20 protein-coding genes, 2 tRNA genes and 1 pseudogene are annotated in these 22,796 nt (G+C 67.9%); 12 read left to right on the top strand and 11 right to left on the bottom strand.

The window, feature by feature from the left end; genetic code table 11:
* Window positions 1–103: 103 nt before the first annotated feature.
* From gltB to HLH21_RS01025, 3 genes are all read right to left on the bottom strand, one after another.
* Window positions 104–4,642, bottom strand: a complete 4,539-nt coding sequence (gene gltB, locus HLH21_RS01035; protein WP_182940358.1) for a glutamate synthase large subunit — start codon at window positions 4,640–4,642, stop codon at window positions 104–106.
* Window positions 4,642–6,096 carry an NAD(P)-dependent oxidoreductase gene (locus HLH21_RS01030; protein WP_182940473.1) on the bottom strand — a complete coding sequence of 485 codons (1,455 nt, stop codon included), beginning with the start codon at window positions 6,094–6,096 and terminating at the stop codon, window positions 4,642–4,644. The genes gltB and HLH21_RS01030 overlap by 1 nt, the downstream gene beginning before the upstream one ends.
* A 207-nt stretch (window positions 6,097–6,303) precedes the next feature.
* On the bottom strand, window positions 6,304–7,227 hold the full coding sequence (locus HLH21_RS01025; RefSeq protein ID WP_182940357.1) for a complex I NDUFA9 subunit family protein: 924 nt from the start codon (window positions 7,225–7,227) through the stop codon (window positions 6,304–6,306).
* Window positions 7,228–7,445: 218 nt separating this feature from the next.
* Between HLH21_RS01025 and HLH21_RS01020 the strand changes: the two genes are divergently transcribed.
* The 9 genes and pseudogenes from HLH21_RS01020 to hpf all read left to right on the top strand — a co-directional run bounded on the left by HLH21_RS01020 (window position 7,446) and on the right by hpf (window position 13,225).
* A tRNA-Leu gene (locus HLH21_RS01020) sits at window positions 7,446–7,532 on the top strand.
* Between the two features lie 205 nt (window positions 7,533–7,737).
* Window positions 7,738–7,824, top strand: a tRNA-Leu gene (locus HLH21_RS01015).
* A 247-nt stretch (window positions 7,825–8,071) separates the two neighbouring features.
* Window positions 8,072–8,704, top strand: coding sequence for a ribonuclease D (locus HLH21_RS01010; RefSeq protein WP_182940356.1), 633 nt, complete (start codon window positions 8,072–8,074; stop codon window positions 8,702–8,704).
* 70 nt (window positions 8,705–8,774) lie between these two features.
* Window positions 8,775–9,830, top strand: a complete 1,056-nt coding sequence (locus tag HLH21_RS01005; protein ID WP_182940355.1) for a KpsF/GutQ family sugar-phosphate isomerase — start codon at window positions 8,775–8,777, stop codon at window positions 9,828–9,830.
* Complete coding sequence (lptC, locus tag HLH21_RS01000; protein WP_182940354.1) at window positions 9,827–10,594, top strand: LPS export ABC transporter periplasmic protein LptC; 768 nt, start codon at window positions 9,827–9,829, stop codon at window positions 10,592–10,594. The genes HLH21_RS01005 and lptC overlap by 4 nt, the downstream gene beginning before the upstream one ends.
* Window positions 10,591–11,568, top strand: coding sequence for an LptA/OstA family protein (locus HLH21_RS00995; RefSeq protein WP_182940353.1), 978 nt, complete (start codon window positions 10,591–10,593; stop codon window positions 11,566–11,568). Before lptC ends, HLH21_RS00995 begins: the two co-directional genes overlap by 4 nt.
* The gene (gene lptB / locus HLH21_RS00990) at window positions 11,565–12,362 is read left to right on the top strand and encodes an LPS export ABC transporter ATP-binding protein (protein WP_246378988.1); all 798 of its coding nucleotides are present in this window, start codon (window positions 11,565–11,567) and stop codon (window positions 12,360–12,362) included. The genes HLH21_RS00995 and lptB overlap by 4 nt, the downstream gene beginning before the upstream one ends.
* A gap of 47 nt (window positions 12,363–12,409) precedes the next feature.
* Window positions 12,410–12,550 (top strand): annotated as a pseudogene (locus HLH21_RS00985) (RNA polymerase factor sigma-54); the annotation flags it as partial.
* Window positions 12,551–12,637: 87 nt separating this feature from the next.
* Window positions 12,638–13,225: a ribosome hibernation-promoting factor, HPF/YfiA family gene (hpf, locus tag HLH21_RS00980; RefSeq protein ID WP_182940352.1), complete on the top strand. Its 588-nt coding sequence runs from the start codon at window positions 12,638–12,640 to the stop codon at window positions 13,223–13,225.
* A gap of 62 nt (window positions 13,226–13,287) precedes the next feature.
* Here hpf and HLH21_RS00975 read toward each other — a convergent pair whose 3' ends face one another.
* Entirely contained in the window at window positions 13,288–13,551 is a 264-nt protein-coding gene (locus HLH21_RS00975; protein WP_182940351.1) for a DUF1150 family protein, read from the bottom strand.
* 97 nt (window positions 13,552–13,648) lie between these two features.
* Window positions 13,649–14,137: an Hsp20 family protein gene (locus HLH21_RS00970; RefSeq protein ID WP_182940350.1), complete on the bottom strand. Its 489-nt coding sequence runs from the start codon at window positions 14,135–14,137 to the stop codon at window positions 13,649–13,651.
* A 165-nt stretch (window positions 14,138–14,302) separates the two neighbouring features.
* Here HLH21_RS00970 and def point away from each other — a divergent pair, with 165 nt between their 5' ends.
* Genes def through truA form a run of 3 tightly spaced genes read left to right on the top strand, consistent with a single transcriptional unit; the run spans window position 14,303 to window position 16,564 of the window.
* Complete coding sequence (gene def, locus HLH21_RS00965) at window positions 14,303–14,842, top strand: peptide deformylase (RefSeq protein WP_182940349.1); 540 nt, start codon at window positions 14,303–14,305, stop codon at window positions 14,840–14,842.
* 16 nt (window positions 14,843–14,858) lie between these two features.
* A complete protein-coding gene (fmt, locus tag HLH21_RS00960; protein WP_182940348.1) occupies window positions 14,859–15,782 on the top strand; it encodes a methionyl-tRNA formyltransferase in 924 nt (307 codons plus the stop codon).
* A complete protein-coding gene (gene truA / locus HLH21_RS00955; protein ID WP_182940347.1) occupies window positions 15,779–16,564 on the top strand; it encodes a tRNA pseudouridine(38-40) synthase TruA in 786 nt (261 codons plus the stop codon). Before fmt ends, truA begins: the two co-directional genes overlap by 4 nt.
* A gap of 14 nt (window positions 16,565–16,578) precedes the next feature.
* On the opposite strand, the gene HLH21_RS00950 is transcribed toward truA, so the two are convergent.
* The 6 genes from HLH21_RS00950 to yidC form a co-directional block, all read right to left on the bottom strand.
* A complete protein-coding gene (locus HLH21_RS00950) occupies window positions 16,579–17,217 on the bottom strand; it encodes a hypothetical protein (RefSeq protein ID WP_182940471.1) in 639 nt (212 codons plus the stop codon).
* Entirely contained in the window at window positions 17,214–18,359 is a 1,146-nt protein-coding gene (dapE, locus tag HLH21_RS00945) for a succinyl-diaminopimelate desuccinylase (RefSeq protein WP_182940346.1), read from the bottom strand. Before dapE ends, HLH21_RS00950 begins: the two co-directional genes overlap by 4 nt.
* Before the next feature lie 11 nt (window positions 18,360–18,370).
* Window positions 18,371–19,219 (bottom strand): 2,3,4,5-tetrahydropyridine-2,6-dicarboxylate N-succinyltransferase, encoded by an 849-nt coding sequence (gene dapD / locus HLH21_RS00940; protein WP_182940345.1) that lies wholly within the window; start codon window positions 19,217–19,219, stop codon window positions 18,371–18,373.
* Window positions 19,220–19,355: 136 nt separating this feature from the next.
* Window positions 19,356–20,261, bottom strand: coding sequence for an acetylglutamate kinase (gene argB / locus HLH21_RS00935; protein ID WP_182940344.1), 906 nt, complete (start codon window positions 20,259–20,261; stop codon window positions 19,356–19,358).
* 65 nt (window positions 20,262–20,326) lie between these two features.
* Window positions 20,327–20,998, bottom strand: a complete 672-nt coding sequence (gene yihA, locus HLH21_RS00930) for a ribosome biogenesis GTP-binding protein YihA/YsxC (RefSeq protein ID WP_182940343.1) — start codon at window positions 20,996–20,998, stop codon at window positions 20,327–20,329.
* A 12-nt stretch (window positions 20,999–21,010) separates the two neighbouring features.
* Window positions 21,011–22,777, bottom strand: a complete 1,767-nt coding sequence (yidC, locus tag HLH21_RS00925) for a membrane protein insertase YidC (RefSeq protein WP_182940342.1) — start codon at window positions 22,775–22,777, stop codon at window positions 21,011–21,013.
* Window positions 22,778–22,796 lie beyond the last annotated feature (19 nt).

Genomic DNA, 22,796 nt, shown 5'->3' with positions numbered 1-22,796 from the left:
CCATCATGATGGGGGGAATCTAGTGCGTAATCCCGTCCGGCGCGACCCCGCCGCGCGGGCTACATGAAAACGGCCGGGGAAGATCCCTTCCCCGGCCGTCCGATCAGGCGCTGCGGGCGGCTTCGGCCGCCGGGCTGTAGCCGATGATTCCGGCATATTCCCGGGGCACGACATGCCAGAAGCGCGGCAGGATCTTGTCCCATTTGTGCAGCAGCAGCGCCGCATAGCGGCTGTGCGTCTCGCGCGCATGGGTTTCCACCAGTTCGCGCAGCGTCGCCTCCCATTTCGGGTCGGTGACGCGGCTCCACAGCAGGGTGTCGGGGTTGATCCGCTGCTCGAACGTATCGTGCTCGTCATAGACGAAGGCCATGCCGCCGGTGAAGCCCGCGCCGAAATTGTCGCCGGCCTCGCCCAGGATCACGACCGTGCCGCCGGTCATGTATTCGCAGCCGTTCGACCCGCAGCCCTCGACCACCGCGACGGCGCCGGAATTGCGGACCGCGAACCGCTCGCCCGCCTGGCCGGCCGCATACAGCGCCCCCGCCGTGGCCCCATACAGCACCGTGTTGCCGATGATCGCGTTCTCGTTCGACACCAGGTTCGAGGACGGAGACTGCCGCACCACGATGGTCGCGCCCGACAGGCCCTTGCCGACATAGTCGTTGGCGTCGCCCAGCACCTCCAGCTTCAGCCCCTGGACCGCGAAGGCCCCCAGCGACTGGCCGGCCGAACCGCGCAGGCGCACCGTCAGATGCCCCGGCGCCAGCCGGTCCATGCCGTACTGCCGCACGATCAGCGAGGAAATGCGCGTGCCGATCGCCCGATGCGTGTTCTGCACGTTGTAATGCAGTTGCATCTTCTCGCCATGGTCGAACAGCGGCCGCGCGTCGGCGATCATCTGGGCGTCCAGCGTCTCGGGCACCTCGTTGCGGCCTTCGCGCGTGCAATAGCGCGCATGCGGCCCCGGATCGGCCTGCGCCAGCAGCGAGTTGAGGTCCAGGTCGTCCAGGTAGTCCGCGCCGCGCGAGACCTGCCGCAGCAGGTCGGTGCGGCCGATGATCTCGTTCAGGCTGGAGAAACCCAGCGACGCCAGGATGTTGCGTACGTCCTCGGCGATGAACGAGAACAGGTTGATGACCTTTTCCGGCGTGCCCTCGAACTTGGCGCGCAGATCGTCGTCCTGGGTGCAGACCCCCACCGGACAGGTGTTGGAATGGCACTGCCGGACCATGATGCAGCCCATGGCGACCAGGCTGGCGGTGCCGATGCCGAATTCCTCGGCCCCCAGCATCGCCGCGATCACCACGTCGCGGCCGGTCTTCAGCCCGCCGTCGGTACGCAGCTTCACCCGGTGGCGCAGGCGGTTCAGCATCAGCACCTGATGCGCCTCCGCCAGGCCCAGCTCCCACGGCAGGCCGGCATATTTGACCGAACTCTGCGGGCTGGCGCCGGTCCCGCCGCTATGACCCGAAATCAGGATCGCATCGGCCTTGGCCTTGGCCACGCCCGCCGCGATGGTCCCGATCCCCGACCGGGCGACCAGCTTCACCGTCACCGTCGCCTCGGGGTTGATCTGCTTCAGGTCGTAGATGAGCTGGGCCAGATCCTCGATCGAATAGATGTCGTGATGCGGCGGCGGCGAAATCAGCGTCACCCCCGGCGTCGCGTGACGCAGCCTGGCGATCAGGCCGGTGACCTTGAAGCCGGGCAACTGCCCGCCCTCGCCCGGCTTGGCGCCCTGCGCCATCTTGATCTCGATCTCGCGGCAATCGTTCAGATACTGCGCCGTCACGCCGAAGCGGCCCGAGGCGATCTGCTTGATGGCCGAGGATGCGTTGTCGCCGTTGGCGCGCGGACGCGCCCGCGACGGGTCCTCGCCCCCCTCGCCGGAATCGGACTTGGCGCCGATCCGGTTCATGGCGATCGACAGGGTCTCATGCGCTTCGGGACTGAGCGCGCCCAGCGAAATACCCGGTGCGATCAGCCGCTTGCGAAGCTGCGTGATGCTTTCGACCGCCTCGACGGGGATCGGCGTCCGGCCGCCCCGGAAATCCAGCAGGTCGCGCAACGCCACCGGCGGCATGCGCCGCACCGCGTCGGCATAGCGCCGATAGATCGAGAAACTGTCGGTCGCCACCGCCGTCTGCAGCATGTGGATCAGGTTGCCGTCGAAGGCATGCACCTCGCCGCTGCGCCGCAGCTTGTACTGCCCGCCGACCGGCAGGGCCGTGACCGTCCGGTTCCACGCGGTTTCGTGGAAGCTGAGCACGTTGGTGGCGATGCCGGACAGGCCGATGCCGGAGATGCGCGACGGCATGCCGGGGAAGAACTCCGCCGCCAGGGCGCGCGACAGGCCGATCGCCTCGAAATTATAGCCGCCGCGATAGGCCGCGACGATCGAGATGCCCATCTTGGACATGACCTTCAGCAGGCCCTTGTCCACCGCCTTGCGATAACGTTCCACCGCCTCGCGCAGCGAGATGTCGCCGAACAGGCCGCGCCGCTGGCGGTCCGCGATGCTTTCCTGCGCCAGGTACGGGTTGACCGACGTCGCGCCGACGCCGATCGTCACCGCAATGGCGTGCACGTCCAGCGCCTCGGCCGACCGCACGTTCAGCGAGGTGAAGGTCCGCAGCGACTGGCGCACCAGGTGGGTATGCACCGCCGCCGTCGCCAGGATCATCGGGATGTATGCCCGCTCGGCCGACTGCGCCTCTTCCGTCAGGAACAGGTGGGTGCAGCCTTCGCGCACGCGGTCCTCGGCCTCCTGCCGGATCCGGGCGATGGCGTCACGCAGCCCGGCCTCGCCGTCGGCCGCGGGGAAGGTGCAGTCGATGACGCAGGCGCTGTCGCCGCAGAAGGCCCGCAGGGCCTCGAACTCGCCCGTCGTCAGGACCGGGCTGGGCAGTTGCAGCAGGTCGCACTGGCTCTCGGATTCGTCGAGGATGTTGCCCAGGTTCCCCAGCCGCGTGACCAGGCTCATGACCCGGGTTTCGCGCAAGCTGTCGATCGGCGGATTGGTGACCTGGCTGAAGGCCTGGCGGAAATAATGCGCCAGCCCCCGGTAGCGCGAGGACAGCACCGCCAGCGGCGCGTCGTCGCCCATCGACCCGATCGCCTCGGCCGCGGTCTCGACCATCGGGTGCAGGATGGTTTCCAGCTCCTCCAGCGTGGTGCCCACCGCAAGCTGGCGGCGGCGCAGCTCGTCGCGGCCGTACAGCACGGGTTCCTGCACGTCGGCGCGCACCACCGACCCGATCTTCTGGATATGCTTGACCCAGGCGCCGAAATCCTGCCGTCCGCAGATCTTGTCCAGCAGCGCCTCGTGGCCGTAAAGGCGCGCCTCCTTCATGTCCAGGCCGATCATCTGCCCCGGCCCCAGGCGCCCGCGCCGGACGATATCCGCCTCGGGCACCTTCACCATGCCGGTTTCCGAACCCACGATCAGCAGGCCGTTCGACGTCAGGGTGTAGCGCAGGGGGCGCAGGCCGCTGCGGTCCAGCCCGGCGACGATCCAGCGGCCGTCGGTCGCGCACAGGGCGGCCGGGCCGTCCCACGGTTCCATCACCGCGTTGCAGTACGCGTACATGTCCTTGTGCTTCTGCGGCATGGCCGAGTTTTCGCCCACGCTGGCCGGCACCATCAGCGCCTTGACCATCGGCGCGTCCCGCCCCGCGAAGGTCAGCAGTTCGAACACGTTGTCCAGCGTCGCCGTGTCGGACCCGCTGGCCTGCACCACCGGCTTCAGATCCTCCATGTACGGATCCAGCATCGGGTCGGCCAGCCGCGTCTCGTGGCTCTTCATCCAGTTGATGTTGCCCGAGATCGTGTTGATTTCGCCGTTATGCGCCAGGCGGCGGAACGGCTGGGCCAGCTTCCAGGTCGGGAACGTGTTGGTCGAATAGCGCTGGTGGTAGATCGCGAACCGGCTGACGAACCGCTCATCGAGCAGGTCCGGATAGAAATCCGTCAGGTTTTCCGCCAGGAACATGCCCTTGTAGATCATCGACCGGCAGGACAGCGAACAGATGTACAGATCGACCTGATGGGCGATCGCGCTCTTTTCGATCCGGCGGCGGATGACATACAGGTCGCGCTCGAACGCCTCCTCGTCGGTGCCGAGCAGGTTGCGGATCATGATCTGCTCGATCTCGGGGCGGGTGGCGTTCGCCTTCTCGCCGATGCAGGCGGTGTCGATGGGCACCTGCCGCCAGCCATAGATGCCGTAGCCGAACGCCAGGATCTCGGTTTCGATGATCTGGCGGCACCGCTCCTGCGCCGCCAGGTCGGTCTTGGGCAGGAAGATCATGCCGACCGCGATCTGGCTGTCCACGCAGCCCTCGCCGCCGCTGTGGATGGCGTCGACGAAGAAATCCTGCGGGATCTCGACATGGATGCCCGCGCCGTCGCCGGTCTTGCCGTCGGCGTCGACCGCGCCGCGATGCCACACCGCCTTCAGGGCGGCGATGCCGGCCTCGACCACGTCGCGCCGTTTGGTGCCGTCCAGGGACGCGACCAGGCCGACGCCGCAGGCGTCGTGCTCCTGCGACGGATCATACAGGCCGCCGATCGCCCGCGCGTTGTCGTGCCAGTCGGCGACGAATGCGTCGTCCCGATCCCCGCTGAATCGATCCATGTCCATCACTCCGCCGCCTGGGCGCGCGCCGGCGCCCTGTTTTCCAGCCAGCGATGCATCTGCGCCGCGGCATCCCGTCCATCGCGGATGGCCCAGACCACCAGGCTGGCCCCCCGCACGATATCGCCCGCGGCAAAGACCCCCGGCAGGCTGGTCATGAAAGTCTCGTGATCGACGCGCAGCGTCCCCCAGCGCGACACCGCCAGGTCCGGCTGGCGCCACAGGGCGGGCAGCGGCTCGGGGTCGAAGCCCAGCGCCTTGATGACCAGGTCGGCCTCCAGCGTGAACGAACTGTCCTCGACCGGTTCCACCGACTGGCGTCCCGTCGCGTCCGGCAGGCCCAGCTTCATCCGCACCGCGCGCACGCCGCTGACCGTGCCTTCGCCCCGGAAGGCCTCGGGGGCCGCCAGCCACACGAACTCCACCCCTTCCTCCTCGGCGTTCTTCACTTCGCGGATCGAGCCGGGCATGTTGGCGCGGTCGCGCCGGTACAGGCACTTCACCGATTTCGCGCCCTGGCGGATGGCGGTGCGGACGCAATCCATGGCGGTGTCGCCACCGCCGATCACGACCACCGACTTGCCCGCCGCATTCAGCGCGCCGCTCTCGAACGCCTCGACCCTGTCGCCCAGCGACAGGCGGTTCGACACGGTCAGATAGTCCAGCGCCTTGACGATCCCGCCCAGCCCGGCGCCGGGGCCGCCGATATCGCGCGACTTGTAGACGCCCGTCGCGATCAGCACCGCATCATGGCGGTCGCGCAGGGTGGCGAAGGCGATCTGCCCCTCGCCGTCCCGATCGCCGACGCCAAGCCCCAGATGGAACTTCACCCCGGATTCCTCCAGGTACAGGTGGCGGCGGGCCACGATGTCCTTTTCCAGCTTGAAGCCCGGAATGCCGTAGATCATCAGCCCGCCGACCCGGTCATGCCGGTCGTAGACGTGCACCTGGTACCCCAGTTCGCGCAGCTGCATCGCCGCGGCCAAGCCGCCGGGCCCCGCGCCGACGATGCCGATCGACATCGCGCGCTCCACCGGCGGGCGGATCGGCTCGACCCAGCCGTTGGCGAACGCCGTGTCGGTGATGAAGCGTTCGACCGCGCCGATGGTGACGCTCTCGAACCCTTTCTCGATCACGCAATTGCCTTCGCACAGGCGGTCCTGCGGGCAGATCCGGCCGCAGATCTCGGGGAAATTGTTGGTCGCCGACGACAGGGCATAGGCTTCTTCCAGCCGCCCCTCGGCCGTCATCTTCAGCCAGTCCGGGATATTGTTGCCCAGCGGACAGTGAATCGAGCAGAACGGCACCCCGCACTGCGAACAGCGGCTGGACTGCCGTTCGGCCTGCGCCACGGCGAAGGACCGGTAGATCTCGTCGAAATCGGTGCTGCGCTCGGCGGCTGGACGTTTGTCCGGCTGGCCCTGCGCCACAGAGACGAATTTCAGCATGCGCTCGGCCATCGGCTTTCCCCCGGCAAACGGCAGGCGCTCGATATGGCCGGCGCCCATTGGGCGGAACACCTACGACAGGCGACCGATCCATTAAAGACAGCAATACTGTCCTTTTAACAAAAAAGAGCCCACGCCGAAAAAATCAAAGCCCGGACATTCCCCTGAAAAAGGTCCGGTTCGGTCCGAATATCATTTTAATGCACTGTTATGGCACCCTTATATGGCTTTGTATCGCTGCAAGTAGGATGGCGCAATCAATTCGACCGGAAGCGCCTCGATCCCCAGCAGGCTCAGCCCCCGCGTGCCCTCGGCGATCACATTATCCACCGACAGCATGGCCAACTGGTCGCGCGTCAGCAGCCGGCCGGGCAGATGCTCCAGCCACATCGCCTGCCACCGGGCCAGGAGGTCCGGCACCCGGAACACCGGCCGGCGCCGCCCGATCGTCGCCATCACCCAGCGCGCGATCCCCTCCATCGTCCAGACGGCCGGACCGCCGAATTCGTAGATTTCGCCGGCATGTCCGCCGGTCGCCAGGATCCGGCGGATGCCTTCGGCGACATCACAGACATAGACGGGCTGGATCCGCGTGGCCGCGCCATAGACCGGCAGGATGGGGCTGTAGCGCGCCAGCGTGGCGAACAGGTTGGTGAACCGGTCCTCGGCCCCGAACAGGATGGACGGGCGAACGATCGTCGCCTCGGGCATGTTGCGTAGCACGGCCACCTCGCCAGCCGCCTTGCTGCGACCATAGGCGGATGGACTGTCGGGCGAGGCCCCGATGGCCGAGACATGCACCATCCGTTCGACCCCGGCGGACGCGGCCAGCCGGGCGATGCGCCCCGCCCCCTCGACATGCACCGCCTGGAATGTCGCCCGCCCGCGTTCCGCCAGGATCCCGACCAGGTTGACGATCACATGCGCGCCCTCCACCACCGGGATCAGCGACTCCTCCTCCAGGATCGAGGCGCGCAGCGGGACGATCTGCCCGACATCGCCCAGCGGACGCAGCGACGCCGCCCGGTCCGCGCGGCGGGCGGCCACGCGCACGACATATCCGTCCTCGGCCAGCCGCCGGACCACATGACGCCCAAGGAAGCCGGTTCCGCCGACAATTGCGGCCACTTTTCGCGTCGCCATCTCTCGTCCCCCAATCGCCCGCCAGGATGGGCAGGACAGCATAACGCCTGTCCCCGTCATCGGACACGCCCCCCACACAGCCCTGCCGGTCATCTGGCGTGTGGGACGCGCCCACCCACCCGGCGCAACAAAAATGACACGAATCGCCGAAGCCATGTTGACCACCCCCATGCAGCGGGGTAAACGGCCTCACCACCCCGGAAACGGGGGCTTTCTGAGCCCAGATGGCGGAATTGGTAGACGCGCAGGTTTCAGGTACCTGTGGCCGAAAGGTCGTGGAAGTTCGAGTCTTCTTCTGGGCACCATCCTTCAAAAAAAGCATAACTCGCCGACCGGCGGCCGCATCCCAGGCGGTTCGTCGGCGTTGTCGCGTCCACTCCATGCGTGCGCGATCAGGATGCCTGCCGGACGACCATGGTTCGGATGCGGAACGATCTGACAGGCCCTGTTGACCCCCCTGTCGTTCCGGAGTAAACGCCCCTCACCACCCCGGAAACGGGGAGCCTCTGAGCCCAGATGGCGGAATTGGTAGACGCGCAGGTTTCAGGTACCTGTGGCCGAAAGGTCGTGGAAGTTCGAGTCTTCTTCTGGGCACCATCGTTTTCCGACAGCATGATATGGCCTGCATGGCCCCACCCCGGCCGGGTGGCGGCTGTCGGCGGCCGCATAACAGCATGTGCGCCCCGGACGATTTGGTGTACACGGCGACAGACAGGGTTCCGTGGCCCCTCCTTCTCGCGGAACCGCCGTCGCCTGTTCGGATGAGGTTCATGGTCTTCCCCCCCGTTTCACATTGTCGCCCCACCCATGCCCCGGCTGCCCGCCGCACCTGGGGGACACGGGCATGAGCGCCGCGACATCGGCCTCCATCCTGCTCCACCGTGGCGACCTGCCGGACAATGTGACGTTCGGCGGCTCGATCGCCGTGGATACCGAGGCCATGGGCCTCAACCCCCATCGCGACCGGCTGTGCCTGGTCCAGATCTCGGCCGGCGACGGGCAGGCCCATCTGGTGCAGATCCTGCCGGGTACGGCCAGCCCCAACCTGGCGCGACTGATGTCGGACCCGTCGGTCACCAAGCTGATGCATTTCGCGCGCTTCGACGTGGCGCTGCTTCAGCACACGCTGGGCATCACCGTGGCGCCGGTCATCTGCACCAAGATCGCGTCCAAGCTGGTACGCACCTTCACCGACCGCCATGGGCTGGCCCAGCTCTGCCGCGAATTGCTGGGCGTCGACCTCAGCAAGCAGCAGCAGACGTCCGACTGGGGCGCGCCCGAGCTGACGCCGGAACAGCAGGCCTATGCCGCCTCCGACGTGCTGCACCTGCACGCCCTGTGGGCGAAGCTGGAGGCCCTGCTGCACCGCGAGGGACGCCGCGAGCTGGCGCAGGCCTGCTACGATTTCCTGCCCGCGCGGGCGCGGCTGGACCTTCTGGGCTACGAAGAGCCGGATATCTTCGCCCACCGTGCATGACGCGACGCGCGCGGCCGTGCCGTCCGGTTCCATTTGACGGTAGGCATCTTCATGGCGATACACACGCGGCATGACCCATTCCGCCTTCCCTGATGGCATCGCCGGCCCCGTCCCGGACCGGGACCGGAGTCCGTCGGACATCGACGCCGCGTGCCGGGTGCTGGCCAGCGAAGGCGACGGCCTGTCCCGCATGGCCGTGGCGCTGCGCGCCATCGGGGCCGAAGGGAGCGGGCCGGCGCTGGGGAACGCCTTCCTGCGCGTCGTCGAGGCGTTTTCGGCGTTGACGGGGCGGGTCGTGGTGACCGGGATCGGCAAGTCCGGCCACGTGGGGCGCAAGATCCAGTCCACCCTGGCCTCGACGGGCACCCCGTCCATCTTCGTCCATCCATCCGAGGCCTCACACGGCGACCTGGGCATGATCCAGCCGGGCGACGCCATCCTGGCCCTGTCCAATTCGGGCGAGACGCCGGAACTGGCCGATATCGTGGCCCACGCCCGCCGTTTCGGCCTGCTGCTGACGGCGATAACGGCCCGGGCCGATTCGACCCTGGCCCTGGCGGCCGATATCACGCTGCTCATGCCCCAGGCGCCCGAGGCCTGCCCCATGGGCCTGGCGCCCACGACCAGTTCGACGATGCAGATGGCGCTGGGTGACGCGCTGGCGGTGGTGCTGCTGGAGCGGCGGCGCTTCACCGCCACCGATTTCGGCGTCTTCCACCCCGGCGGCCGCCTGGGCGCGCGGTTGCGCCGGGTCGGCGACCTGATGCACCGGGGCGCGGCCATGCCGATCGGCGCGCCGGACATCACGCTGCGACAGGTCATCATGGAGATGACGCGCAAGGCGTTCGGCTGCATGGGCGTGGTCGCGCCGGACGGCCGGCTGTGCGGCCTCATCACCGACGGCGACCTGCGCCGGGCGCTGGACCGGGACCTGGAGCGGACCCGTGCGGCCGACATCATGAATTTGTCGCCGCTCACGACCGACCCCGATGCGCTGGCCGCCGACGCGCTGCGCCTGATGAACGCGCGGGCGCGCCCCATCACCAGCCTGTTCGTCCTGGACCAGTCCAGCGCGCCGATCGGCATCCTGCACATCCATGACCTGCTGCGGGCTGGCGTGGCATGACCGGCTCCCCCACCGACACCCAGCCCCCGGACGACGGGCGCATCGCACCGCAACGCAGCGATTTTGCCCGGTCGGCCGCCGATATGGCCCGCCAGCGCAGCGCCCTGCATCGACAGCCGACCAAGGCCCGACGCCTGCCCGACCCCGCCACCCTCGCCCGCCGGCGCAAGCTGGTGCGATGGGCGAAGTGGGCGTTGCCGGCCACCGCGCTGGCGCTGCTGGGGTCCATCGCCGCGTGGCCGGCCATCGACCGGCTGATGAACGCCCAGCGCAGCGCGCTCCAGGAAATGGAAAGCCTGCGTGTCGAAAGCGGAAACATGCTCGGGGCGACCTATCGGGGCCTGGACGACCACGGGCGGCCCTACATGATTACCGCCCGGCAGGCCCAGCAGGTCTCACCCGATCGGATCAACCTGACCAGCCCGACCGCCGACAGCCTGATGTCGGGCGCCGACTGGATCATGATCCGTGCGGATAACGGCGTATACATGCAGCGCGAACAATTGCTGGACCTGACGCATGACGTGGTGCTCTACCGCGCCGACGGCGCGATCATGAACGGCCCCACTGCCGACATGGACCTGAAGCAGGGCATTGTCGCGTCCGACCAATGGGTCCATGCCGAAGGTCCTTTCGGCGTGCTGGACGCCCAGGGCTTCCTGCTGTCCCAGCATGAAGGGATCGGCCAGTTCCGTGGTCCCGGACGGCTGATCCTGAATGACGACGCCCACGCCCACCCCCCCACGACGGAGCCCCCCCGATGACCGCCCACCTCAAGGTCGCCGCCGTGTTCGTGCTCGGCGGCCTCGTGGCCTGCGCCCTGCCGGCCGGTCCGGCGCGGGCCCAGGCGATCGACCTGTCGCACGGCGGGCAGATCACGGTGACCGCCGCCGGGGGATTCGACTGGGACCAGAAGGCCCAGACCGTGACGGCCTACGACCGGGCGCAGGCCGTCCGGGGTAACGTTACCGTGACAGGGGACCGGCTGATCGCCTTCTACCGCAAGAAGGCCGCCGCCCCCGCGCCTGGGGCCACGACGCCCCCGCCCGCCCCGGCCGCCGGCACGCCCGGACCGGGCAACCAGGAAGCGGGCGGCGCCGATTCCGGATCGAACGAAGTCTATCGGCTGATGGCCGTCGGCCATGTCCACGTCTTCACCGACACCGACCAGGCCTGGGGCGACAAGGCGATCTACGACATCGACCAGGCGGTCCTTGTCATGACGGGGAAGGCCCTGAAACTGACCACGCCCCAGGATGTGCTGACCGCGCGGGATTCGATGGAATATTATTCCCAGACCCGCATGTCGGTCGGGCGCGGGGATGCGCTGGTCACCACCAATGACGGACGGCAGATCAGGGCGGACGTGCTGGTCGGCTACAGCGCGCCATCCCAGCCGGCGAAGCCGGGGGCGCCGGCCGCCGCCCCTGCGAAACCCGGATCGGACCCATTGACCAGATCGGGGAAGCTGGAAAAAGTAAACGCATTCGGCCACGTCTTCGTCCGCACCCAGACCGAGACGGTGACCGGGGACCGGGGCGTCTACGTGCCCGACACCGGGATTGCGCGGATTGTCGGCAATGTCCACATCACGCGGGGCCAGAACCAGATCAACGGAGCCGCGGCAATCGTGAACATGCATACCGGAATCGCCACGATGACCGAACGGCCCGGCGGGCGTGTCAGCGGCCTGGTCGTCCCCAACGAGGCCGGCAGCACCGGCGGGCCGGGCCGATGAACGACATTCCGTACGACCTGGCCGGCGACGCGCACATTCTGTCCGCCCAGGCCGATGGCGCGGCGCCGGCCCTGCCCGGCCTGATCGCCAGCGGAATCGGCAAGACATACAAGAAACGTCCGGTGGTCCGGAACGTGTCGCTCCAGGTCCACCGGGGCGAGGCCGTGGGCCTGCTCGGCCCCAACGGCGCGGGCAAGACCACCAGCTTCTACATGATCGTCGGGCTGGTGCAGCCGGATACCGGCACCATCACGCTGGACGGCGCCGACATCACGCAATTGCCGATGTATCGCCGCGCCCGGCTGGGCATCGGCTACCTGCCGCAGGAAGCCAGCATCTTTCGCGGCCTGAATGTCGAGCAGAACATCATGGCCGCGCTGGAGGTCGTGGAATCCGACCCCGACCGGCGCGAGGCGCTGCTGGACGGGCTGCTGGGGGAATTCGGCATCTCGCACCTGCGCCGGGCCCCGTCGCTGGCCCTGTCGGGCGGCGAGCGGCGGCGTCTGGAAATCGCCCGCGCCCTGGCCAGCCAGCCGCACTACATCCTGCTCGATGAGCCCCTGGCCGGCATTGACCCGATCGCGGTGGGCGAAATCCGCGACCTGGTGTCGCACCTCAAGGATCGCGGGATCGGCGTGCTCATCACCGACCATAACGTGCGCGAAACGCTGGAAGTCATCGACCGGGCCTATATCATGCACAGCGGCCAGGTCCTGATGGAGGGCCGGCCCGAGGAAATCGTCGCCAACGAGGACGTCCGGCGGGTGTACCTCGGGGAAAATTTCTCCCTCTGATTCCCCGCGCCATGGCGATCGGCCCCAGGCTGGCGCTGCGGCAGGCCATCCTGTCGGACGATGCAATCGTGAACCTGCTGCGCGAGGAAGGAATAGACATCGCCCGGCGAACCGTGGCCAAATACCGGGATGCACTGAAGATACCCAGCTCGGTGCAGAGAAAACGGGAAAAGGCTTTCAGGGCCTGACGCCCGACGGACGGCCTCGGCAGAACGGGCCTCCGGCCCGGCTTCCCCGGCTCTGAAGGCATCCTCCATGCAAGGAGTGACGTCACTATGCAGATCAGTGTCGCTGGAAAGCAGATCGACCTCTCCGACGCCTTGAAGCACAGGGTCACTGCCCATCTCGACCATCTTGCCGACAAATATTTCGGCCGGGCGCTGGATGCCCAGGTCACGTTCAGCCGCGCCCGATCGTTTTTCACCTGCGACATCAATCTTCACGCCGCGCCGGGGCTGACCCTGCGCGGCGAAGGCGAGGCCAACGACGCCCATGGCGCATTCGATGACGCCGCCGAGCACATGGCCCGCCGGCTGCGGCGCTATCGCGGCCGGGTGAACGACCATCTGCGCGCGCTTCCCCGGCGGAAATCGCCCGAAGTCGGTCGCAACTACATCCTGCGTCCCGCCGATACGGGACCGGTGCAGAATGGCGCCGCGGCCGAGGAAACCGGCCCCCACGCGACCATCGTCGCGGAACGGGTCGCCGAAATCGCGACACTGAGCGTCAGCGAGGCCGTCATGCGCCTGGATCTGGCAGCCTGCACGCTGCTGATGTTCCGCAACAGCACCAGCGACCAGATCAACGTCATCTACCGGCGCGAGGACGGCAATATCGGGTGGCTGGACCCCAGCCCCGCCTGAAGCCGACGGAACCCGTCAGGCCGGCGCCCCGGGGGATTTAGCCCCCGGGGCCACCAGACCGGTCAGTGCACCAGGGCCGGCACCATTTCATGTTGCAGGATCGCTTCGATCGCCGTGTCCTGATCGTCGGTCAGGGCCATCGGCGTGCCGTCGGCGGCATGGATGGCGAAGACATCCTGGCCTTCGATCACCACGGCCTTGATATAGGCCACCCGCGATACGCCAAGTGACAGAAGCTGGGTATCCGTCAGGTGGCGGACGTCGCCGGGAAGCTGCGCCTGATCCGGCTGAAGCACCACCCGGCCGTTCTGGGTCGTAATTCTCATGATTTGGAACCTCCGGACCGGACCATCCCGCCATGAGGCGATGCCCCCGTCCCGTTATGGCCGCGACGCCGCGCGACCGGTCGGTCATTCAGCTCGGTCATTCTTCCTCGATCACGCGCACGACACGTGGGGCACGCGGCTTGGGCGCGCCGATTTCGCCGACGCCCACACCGCCCCGTCCCTGCGTGATCTCGATCCGCCGGACCCGCACTTCGGGTTCGGGACGCAGAAGGTCAATATGGAGCAGCCCATTATCAAGCCACGCGCCGCCGACCTCGATTCCCTCGGCCAGCACGAAAGCCTTCTGGAACTGGCGGGCGGCGATGCCGCGATGCAGGAAGATCCGACCCTGGGAATCGTCGGTCTGCCGTCCCCGGATCACCAACTGGTTGTCTTCCTGGGTGATCTGCAGATCGTCCATCACGAAACCCGCCACCGCCAGCGTGATCCGCAGCGCCGTCGGGCTGATCTGTTCGATATTGTAGGGCGGATAGCCGTCAGACGTTCCTTTGGATGCACGTTCCAACATTTGTTCCAGATGGTCGAAACCAAGAAACATGGGGGATGTAAAAAGTCTTCCCGACACGCAGGCCTCCTCAACCGAGCGAGACAATCATGCGGACCCGTCATGGCGCCCGCATGCACGATGATATGGGAGGCCATGTCGTTTTCGCAAGGGATGGCGTCCGCCGCGCCATTTTCCCGCACCTGCGGACTGGCGCAGGCGTGATGCTGTCGCTACATCGCCTGCATGATTGATCGTGATGCCATCGCCGCCGCCGTTCCGATGCCCATCCTCGTCGCGCCCCAGGCGATCCTGCGCCAGACGGCGCGCCTGGTCCGGCCGGAGGACACCGCCACCCTGCGCGACATCCTGCCGCGCATGTTCTCCGCCATGTACCAGGCGCCGGGCATCGGCCTGGCCGCGCCGCAGGTCGGCCTGGGGCTGCGCTTCGCCATCGTCGACCTGGGCGAGAACGAGCAGCGCGACCCGATGGTGCTGATTAACCCCGAGATCGTCGAGGAGTCCGAGAGCCTGTCGTCGCGCGAGGAAGGGTGCCTGTCGCTGCCGAACCAGTATGCGGACGTCATCCGGCCGGAAAAGGTGCGCGTCCGCTTTCGCACGCCCGACGGCGCCGAACAGGAAATCGAGGCGGACGGGTTGCTGGCCACCTGCATCCAGCACGAGATCGACCATCTGGACGGTATCCTCTTCGTCGATCACCTCTCCACCCTCAAGCGCAACATGATTATGCGGCGCCTGGCCAAGGAACAGCGGCAGAAACGCTGAGGCAGGAATGGTACGCATGCGTCTGGCCTTCATGGGAACACCGGATTTCGCCGTTCCCGCCCTGCACGCCCTGCATGCGGCGGGGCACGAGATCGTGGCCGTCTACAGCCAGCCGCCCCGGCCGGCCGGGCGCGGCCAGGCGCTGCGGCCCTCGCCGGTCCAGACGGCGGCCGAGGCGCTGGGCCTGCCGGTACGCACCCCCGCCCGCCTGCGTACCAATGTCGCCGAACATGACATCTTCCGCTCGCTGGAACTCGATGCGGCGATCGTCGCGGCCTATGGGCTGATCCTGCCCGCCGCGATGCTGGACACCCCCCGTCGCGGATGCCTGAACATCCACGCAAGCCTGTTGCCGCGCTGGCGGGGCGCGGCGCCGATCCAGGCCGCCATCCTGGCCGGCGACGGCGAAAGCGGCGTGACCATCATGCAGATGGACGAGGGCCTGGATACCGGCGCCATGCTGCTGTCCGACCGCATCGCCCTGACCGGACGCACGACGGCGACCAGCCTGCATGACGACCTGGCGGCGATGGGGGCCAGGCTGGTCGTGTCGGCGCTGGCCGATCCGTCGCTCGTCCCCCGCCCCCAACCCGAGGGCGGCGTGACCTACGCGGCCCGCCTGACGCGCGAGGACGGCCGCATCGACTGGGGGCATGACGCCGCCGCGATCGACCGCCAGATCCGCGCCATGACCCCGTGGCCCGGCAGCTTCACGACGGTGGACGGCATCGTTCTGAAAATCGGGGCCGCCGGGCTCGCCGGCGCCACAGTCCCGCCGGGCACTCATCCCGGCACTGTGCTCGACAACGAACTGACGATCGCCTGCGGGCGGGGCGCGCTACGGATCACGCGCCTCCAGCGCCCCGGTCGCGGCATGATGGACGCGGACGCCTTCCTGCGCGGCCAGCCCGTTCCCCCGGGCACGCGGCTGGGCACGTGACCGACCCCGCCCCCCTCCAGCGCTGGGCCGTACGCATCGAATATGACGGGCGGGACTTCGTCGGCTGGCAGCGGCAGACGACCGGCCTGTCGGTCCAGCAGGTGCTGGAAGAAGCCGCATCCCGCCTGGCGTCCGGCCGCACGGTCGCCAGCATCACCGCCGGCCGGACCGACGCCGGCGTGCATGCGACCGGCCAGGTCGCACATCTGGATTTTCCGGCCGAAGTGAGGCTGAACGCCTCCGTCGTGCGCGACGCGCTGAATTTCCACATGAAGCCGCACCCGGTGGTGGTGCTCGACGCCCGTTCGGTCGATCTGTCATGGAACGCCCGGTTTTCGGCCATCCGCCGCGCCTATCGCTACCGGATCCTGAACCGCCGCAGCCCGCCTGCGCTGGATGACGGACGGGTGTGGCTGGTCAAGCGCCCCCTGGACGCCGAGGCGATGGGCCACGCAGCCCGATATCTGCTGGGACGGCACGATTTCACGTCCTTCCGCGCCAGCGCCTGCCAGGCCAAGAGCCCCCTACGTACGCTGGACCGCCTGGACGTGTCGCGATCGGGCGAGGACATCATCATCGTCGCCGAGGCGCGGTCGTTCCTGCACCATCAGGTCCGCAACATGGTAGGCACGCTGAAGCTGGTGGGCGAAGGCCGCTGGCCACCCGCACGCGTCGGCGAGGCGCTGGCCGCCTGCGACCGCCGGGCCGCCGGACCGACCTCGCCGCCCGACGGGCTCTACCTGACGGCGGTCGGCTACGACCCCGATCCGTTCGTCACCTGAACGGCGGCCGGCCCTTATCCCACCCCATGGCTGGTCGGCAGGGCCAGGAAATCCTGCCAGGGCGCGTAATGCGGCGGCAGCAGGGCCGACAGTTCGCCCAGGCCCAGAACGGCCGACGCCACGGCGATCACGACGACAATCGCGCGCCACACCCCCAGCGCCAGCCCGACCCGCGCCACGAACCATGTCAGCCACAGGTTGTACCCCAGCACGACGCCATTCAGCAGCAGCACCGCCTTCAGCGTATTCGTGCCCGAAGGCAGGACAACGGCCAGCAGGGCGACCGAGCCCAGCATGACGAACAGCACCAGCCAGTCGCACCACAGCGCCGCCGTCATATATCGCGGCCACAGGGCTTCGCGCCCCCACAGCCGCGCCAGAAGATGGGTCACGACGGCCGGCGCCAGGACCAGGCAGAGCGAAAACACGACCTTGGTGCCGCTCAGCCCGCCAGGGGCCTGGGCGATGGTCAGCAGGCCGCCCACCAGCCACAGGGCGATTCGTGGCGCCAGGGCCGTCAGAACGGCGTCCGGCGTCGCGCCGAAGCAGCCCATCCCGTCGCGTCGCCCGCGGCCCAGAAGCAACATGCCCCGAAAGATGTTGCCGGCCCCGCCGGGCAGCGACCCCTGCGGCAATCTGCGTCCCTGCATTATCCCATCAGCCTTTCAAGAAAGGACGCATAGATGTCCGTCAGTTCCTCAAGGTCGGCGACGGACGCATGTTCGTCGACCTTGTGCATGCTGGCGCCCACCAGGCCGAATTCCGCAACCGGGCAATAGCGGCTGATGAACCGGGCGTCGGAGGTTCCCCCCCCGGTATCCAGCCGCGGTTCCCGCCCCGTTACCGCGCGGATCGCCGCGACCAGCTTTTCGACCTCGGCGGTGGGCTGCGTCAGGAAGGCCTCGCCGCTGATCCGGACATCCGCCTCGGCCGCCGGGGCATGGGTGCGGCAGACGGATGCGATCCACTCCGCCAGCCCCTGCCCGGTGTGCAGGTCGTTGAACCGGACGTTCAGCCGCGCCTCCGCCCGCCCCGGAATCACGTTGGTGGCGGGGTTGCCGACGTCGATGCTGGTGACCTGCAGGCTGGACGCCTCGAACCAGTCGGTGCCGCTGTCCAGCGGCGCGGCCGTCAGTTCCCCCAGGATCGCCAGCAGGCGATGGACCGGATTGTCCGCACGATGGGGATACGCCACATGCCCCTGAATGCCGGGCACGACGATGTGGGCATTCAGGCTGCCACGACGCCCGATCTTGATGACGTCGCCCAGATGTTCCGGATTGGTGGGTTCGCCCACCAGACAGAAATCGGGAATCTGGCCATTGTCGCGCATCCATTCCAGCACCCGCACGGTGCCGTTGGTGGCGGGGCCTTCCTCGTCGCCGGTAATCAGAAGGCTGATCGACCCCGCAAGCGCCCGCCCGCCGGACAGATAGCGGTCGATCGCGCCCACGAAGGCGGCGATTCCGCCCTTCATGTCGCAGGCCCCCCGGCCGTACAGCCGACCGTCGCGGATCGCCGCATCGAACGGGCCGGTGGTCCAGCCCTGCTCGCCCGCCGGGACGACATCGGTATGGCCCGCGAAACACAGATGCGGGCCGCCCCGGCCCAGCCGGGCAAACAAATTGGGCGTGCGCGCGGCCCCCTCGCCGAAGGGCAGATCGACGATGTCGAAGCCCAGTCCCCGCAGGGCCGTGGCCAGGACCCCGATCGCTCCGCCATCGTCCGGCGTGACCGACGGCGCGCGAATCAGGTCGCGCGCCAGCGGCAGGGTGGCGGACGTGCGCCGCTGCATCGCCGGTCCGGTCAATCCCGCAGCAATTCGTTGATCGAGGTCTTGGACCGCGTGCGCTCGTCCACCCGCTTGACGATCACCGCGCAGGCCAGCGCGGGCAGCGGCGCGCCATCGGCCGACGTCGCCTGACGCGGCGGCAGCGTGCCGGGGACGACGACCGAATAGGCCGGCACCCGGCCTACGAACACTTCGCCGGTCGCACGGTCGACGATCTTGGTCGAGGCGCCGATGAACACCCCCATCGACAGCACGCTGCCCCGCTCGACGATCACGCCCTCGGCCACTTCCGAACGCGCGCCGATGAAGCAATCGTCCTCGATGACCACCGGGGCGGCCTGCAGCGGCTCCAGCACGCCGCCGATGCCGACGCCGCCGCTGATATGGCAGTTGCGGCCGATCTGCGCGCAGCTTCCGATCGTCACCCAGGTATCGACCATCGTGCCGCTTTCGACACGCGCGCCGGCATTGACGAAGCTGGGCATCAGCACCACGCCGGGCGCGATATAGGCCGAGCGGCGGACGATGGCGCCCGGCACCGCGCGGAAGCCGGCCTGGCCGAAGCGCGCCTCGTCCCAGCCGTCGAACTTCAGCGGCACCTTGTCGAAGGACGGCGCACCGGCCCCGCCACCCGCCATCAGGTGGCTGTCATTCAGCCGGAAGGACAGCAGCACCGCCTTCTTCAGCCATTCGTTCACCACCCAGCCGGCCTGGCCCGGCGCCGCGACACGCAATTCGCCGGCGTCCAGCCCCGCCAGCGCGACCTCGACGACCTCCCGATCTTCCCCGGTCGTCGCGGACGACAGCGTGTCGCGCCGCTCCCACACGGCCTCGATGCGGCTCTGGAGGCTCTGGTCGGTCATATCCTGGCAATCCTGTCGGTGGTTGGCGACGGGCACGCGGCCGCGTCGCAGTGTCATCATGTCGCGGGACCATGCGAAGGAAGGCCCGCCCTGTCAACGCATCTCGGCAGGCCGGCAAGGCACCGGCGACCGGGCGTCATTCCCCCCGGATCAGCGTTCCGGGGCCGGCCTCGGTGAACAGCTCCAGCAGGCACGCATGGGGCACGCGCCCGTCCAGGATCACCGCCGCCCGGGCGCCCGCGCGCACAGCCTCCAGGCAGGTTTCCACCTTGGGGATCATGCCGCCGCTAATCATGCCGCTGGCGATGCCGCGACGCGCCTCCTCGGCCGTCAGTTCGGGGATCAGCGCGCCGTTTTCGTCCAGGACGCCCGGCACGTCGGTCAGCATCAGCAGGCGGGTCGCATGCACGGCCCCGGCGATGGCCCCAGCCGCGGTGTCGGCGTTGATATTATAGGTCTCGCCGTCCTCGCCGCCGCCAACCGGGGCGATGACCGGGATCAGGCCCGAACCGGACAGCGCATACAGCACCCGCGGGTCGATCCGCACCGGTTCGCCGACAAACCCCAGATCCAGCACCCGCTCGGTCCCGCTGTCGGCGTCGCGGACCGTGCGTTGCAGACGCCGGGCGGTAATCAGCCCGCCATCCTTGCCGGAAATCCCGACGGCCAGCGCACCGGCCCGGTTGATGAGGCCGGCGACCTGCTTGTTCACCTTGCCCGCCAGGACCATCTCGATCACGTCGACCATGGCGGCGTCAGTGACGCGCAGCCCGTCCACGAAGGTCGACTGGATCTCCAGCCGCTTGAGCATGGCGTTGATCTGCGGCCCGCCGCCGTGGACCACCACCGGATTGACGCCCACCAGCTTCAGCAGGGCGATGTCGTGGCCGAAGGCGTTCGACAGCGAATCGTCGACCATGGCGTGACCGCCATATTTGACCACCAGCGTGTCGCCGGCATAGCGGCGCAGATAGGGAAGCGCCTGGGCCAGTACGGCGGCCCGTTCCTGCGCGTCCTTCACGGTCTGTGCGATGTCGGTCATCGGATCGTGCCTGTCTTCCTCATGATCGGCTTCCTCATGATCGGGCCTGCCTGGCCCTGCACCGTTCAACCCGCCTGCGGCAGGGCCAGGGCAGCCAGTTCGGCGCGCAGTTCGGGGATGCCCATTCCGTTGTCGCTGCTGGTGGCGATGATGTCGGGAAAGGCGGCGGCGTGCTGGCGGGCAAGGTCGGTGGCCTGGGCGCATTTGGCCGCCAGCGCGCCGGGCTTCAGCCCGTCGCACTTGGTCAGCACGATCTGGAACGTCACCGCCGCGCGGTCCAGCAGCTTCATGATCTCGCGGTCCGATGGCTTGGTCTCGATCCGCGAATCCAGAAGCAGGATGACGCGCTGCAAGGTCGGTCGCCCCCGCAGGAACGAGAACATCATGCCCTGCCAGTCTTCCTTCACGTCCTTCGCAGCCTTCGCGTACCCATAGCCGGGCATGTCCACCAAGGTCAGCCGCTCAGGGAAATCGAAGAAATTCAACTGCTTAGTCCGGCCGGGCTCGGACGATGCGCGGGCCAGGGCCTTTCGCCCGGTCAGGGCGTTAATCAGGCTGGACTTGCCGACGTTCGACCGGCCGGCGAAGGCGATCTCGGGCAGGTTGGGCGGGGGCACCTGTTCCAGCTTCTGGGCGCCGAAGACGAAGTCGCAGGCGCCGGCGAACAGCAGGCGTCCGGCCTCGACCAGCCTCTCCTGTTCCTCGGGCGTGCGGGGGCTTGCTTGGAAATCCGACATGCGGTCAGGCGCTCACTTCCGTCCGGTGGCCGGAATGGCGGGGGTCTTCTCGATCTCGCCCTTCATGCGGTGCTGGATCAGCAGTTGCTGCGCCATCGTCAGCAGGTTGTTCCAGCAATAATAGATCACCAGTCCCGAGGGCTGACGGGCCATGAAGAAGGTGAACAGCACCGGCATGAGTTGGAACATGCGCTGCTGCGCGGGGTCCATCGCCGCCGGGTTCAGCTTCTGCTGCACATACATCGTGGCGCCGAACAGGATCGGCCAGATGCCCAGTTGCAGGAACGGCGACAGCACCGTCGGATCCCACGGGATCAGGCCGAACAGGTTGAACAGGTTGGTCAGGTCCGGCGCGGACAGATCGTGGATCCAGCCGAAGAACGGCGCATGCCGCATTTCGATGGTGATGTACAAGTCCTTGTAGAGGCACCAGAAGACCGGGATCTGCACCACCATCGGCAGGCAGCCGCTGGCGGGGTTCACCCCTTCGGCCTTGTACAGCGCCATCATCTGCTGGTTCATGGCCATCTGGTCGTCTTTGTAGCGTTCCCGCAAGGCCTTAACCTTGGGCTGGAGCTGGCGCATCTTGCCCATCGAGCGGAACTGGCGCGTCGCCAGCGGGAAGAACAGCGCCTTGACCAGCAGGGTGAACGCCATCAGCGCCAGGCCGAAATTGCCCAGAAGCGTATTCAGCCAGTCCAGCACGTAGAAGATGGGGCGGGTCAGGAAGGCGAACCACCCGAAATCGACGGCCTTCCAAAAATCGGGGATGTGCAGGCTGGCTTCGTAGCGCTCCAGCAGATCGACTTCCTTCGCGCCGGCAAAGACATGGCTGCTGGTCGTGGCCGTGGCCCCGGACGCAACCACCGTCGCCGCCTGCGCGATGAAGCCCACCTGATAGATGCCGGCCCCGCTGTTGGCCTGGTAGCCGTAGCTGCCCGTCACCGCCATGTCCTGCTGCGGGATCACGGCCGTCAGCCAGTATTTGTCGGTGATGCCGGCCCAGCCGCCCTGCCCGGCCTTGCTCCACGCCGTGTTGGCGGGCGGCGTCGCCCCGGTACGCAGCGTCTTGTACGAACTTTCGTCAAGCCGCCCGTCGATGACCGAAATCGGCCCCTCATGCACCAGATAGCCGCCGGTTTCGGTCGGCGTATAGGCCCGGTCGACACGGGCGTAGGGGTACAGCGACAGCGGCTGGCCGGACTGGTTGGTGACCTGCTGGTCGATCGCGAACATGTAGTGGGCGTCGATCGAGACCACGATCCGGAAGATCACGCCCTGACCGTTGTCCCACGACAGCGTCACCGGATGGTCGGCGGTCAGTTTCGGGGCATCGCTGCTCCAAACCGTCTGGGCGTCCGGCACCCGCACCTGGCCGCCCGGCAGGTTCATCCAGCCGATTTCGACGTAATTGGGCTGCGGGTCGTGCGCGGTCTCCAGGATGCGGACCTGCGGGCTGCCCTTCTGGACGGTCTCGTGATAGTCGCGAAGGACCATGTCATCCAGGCGGGCACCCAGCAGGTCGATCGACCCGCTGACCTTCGGCGCGTCGATCGGCAGCCGGGTCTCGGCCTGCGGCGGCGGCACCGCGACGGGCTGCGAGCTGAGGCCGGCAAGCGGCGCGCCCGCACGGGCGCCATTCGCCGGCGGGGTCTGCCGATCGGTCTGGCCTGCCTGCTGCGCGACCTCCTGATGGCTCTGCTTCGGCATGAAATATTCGAAGCCAACCAGAACCAGGGCGGACAGCAGCGTCGCCACGATAAAACGCTTGGTATCCATCAGCGACCAGCCAGACTCT

The organism is Gluconacetobacter johannae (genome assembly GCF_014174305.1).
GTDB lineage: Bacteria > Pseudomonadota > Alphaproteobacteria > Acetobacterales > Acetobacteraceae > Gluconacetobacter > Gluconacetobacter johannae.
The sequence above is the reverse complement of the archived record's forward strand: the minus strand, read 5'-3'. Positions and strand labels throughout refer to the sequence as shown.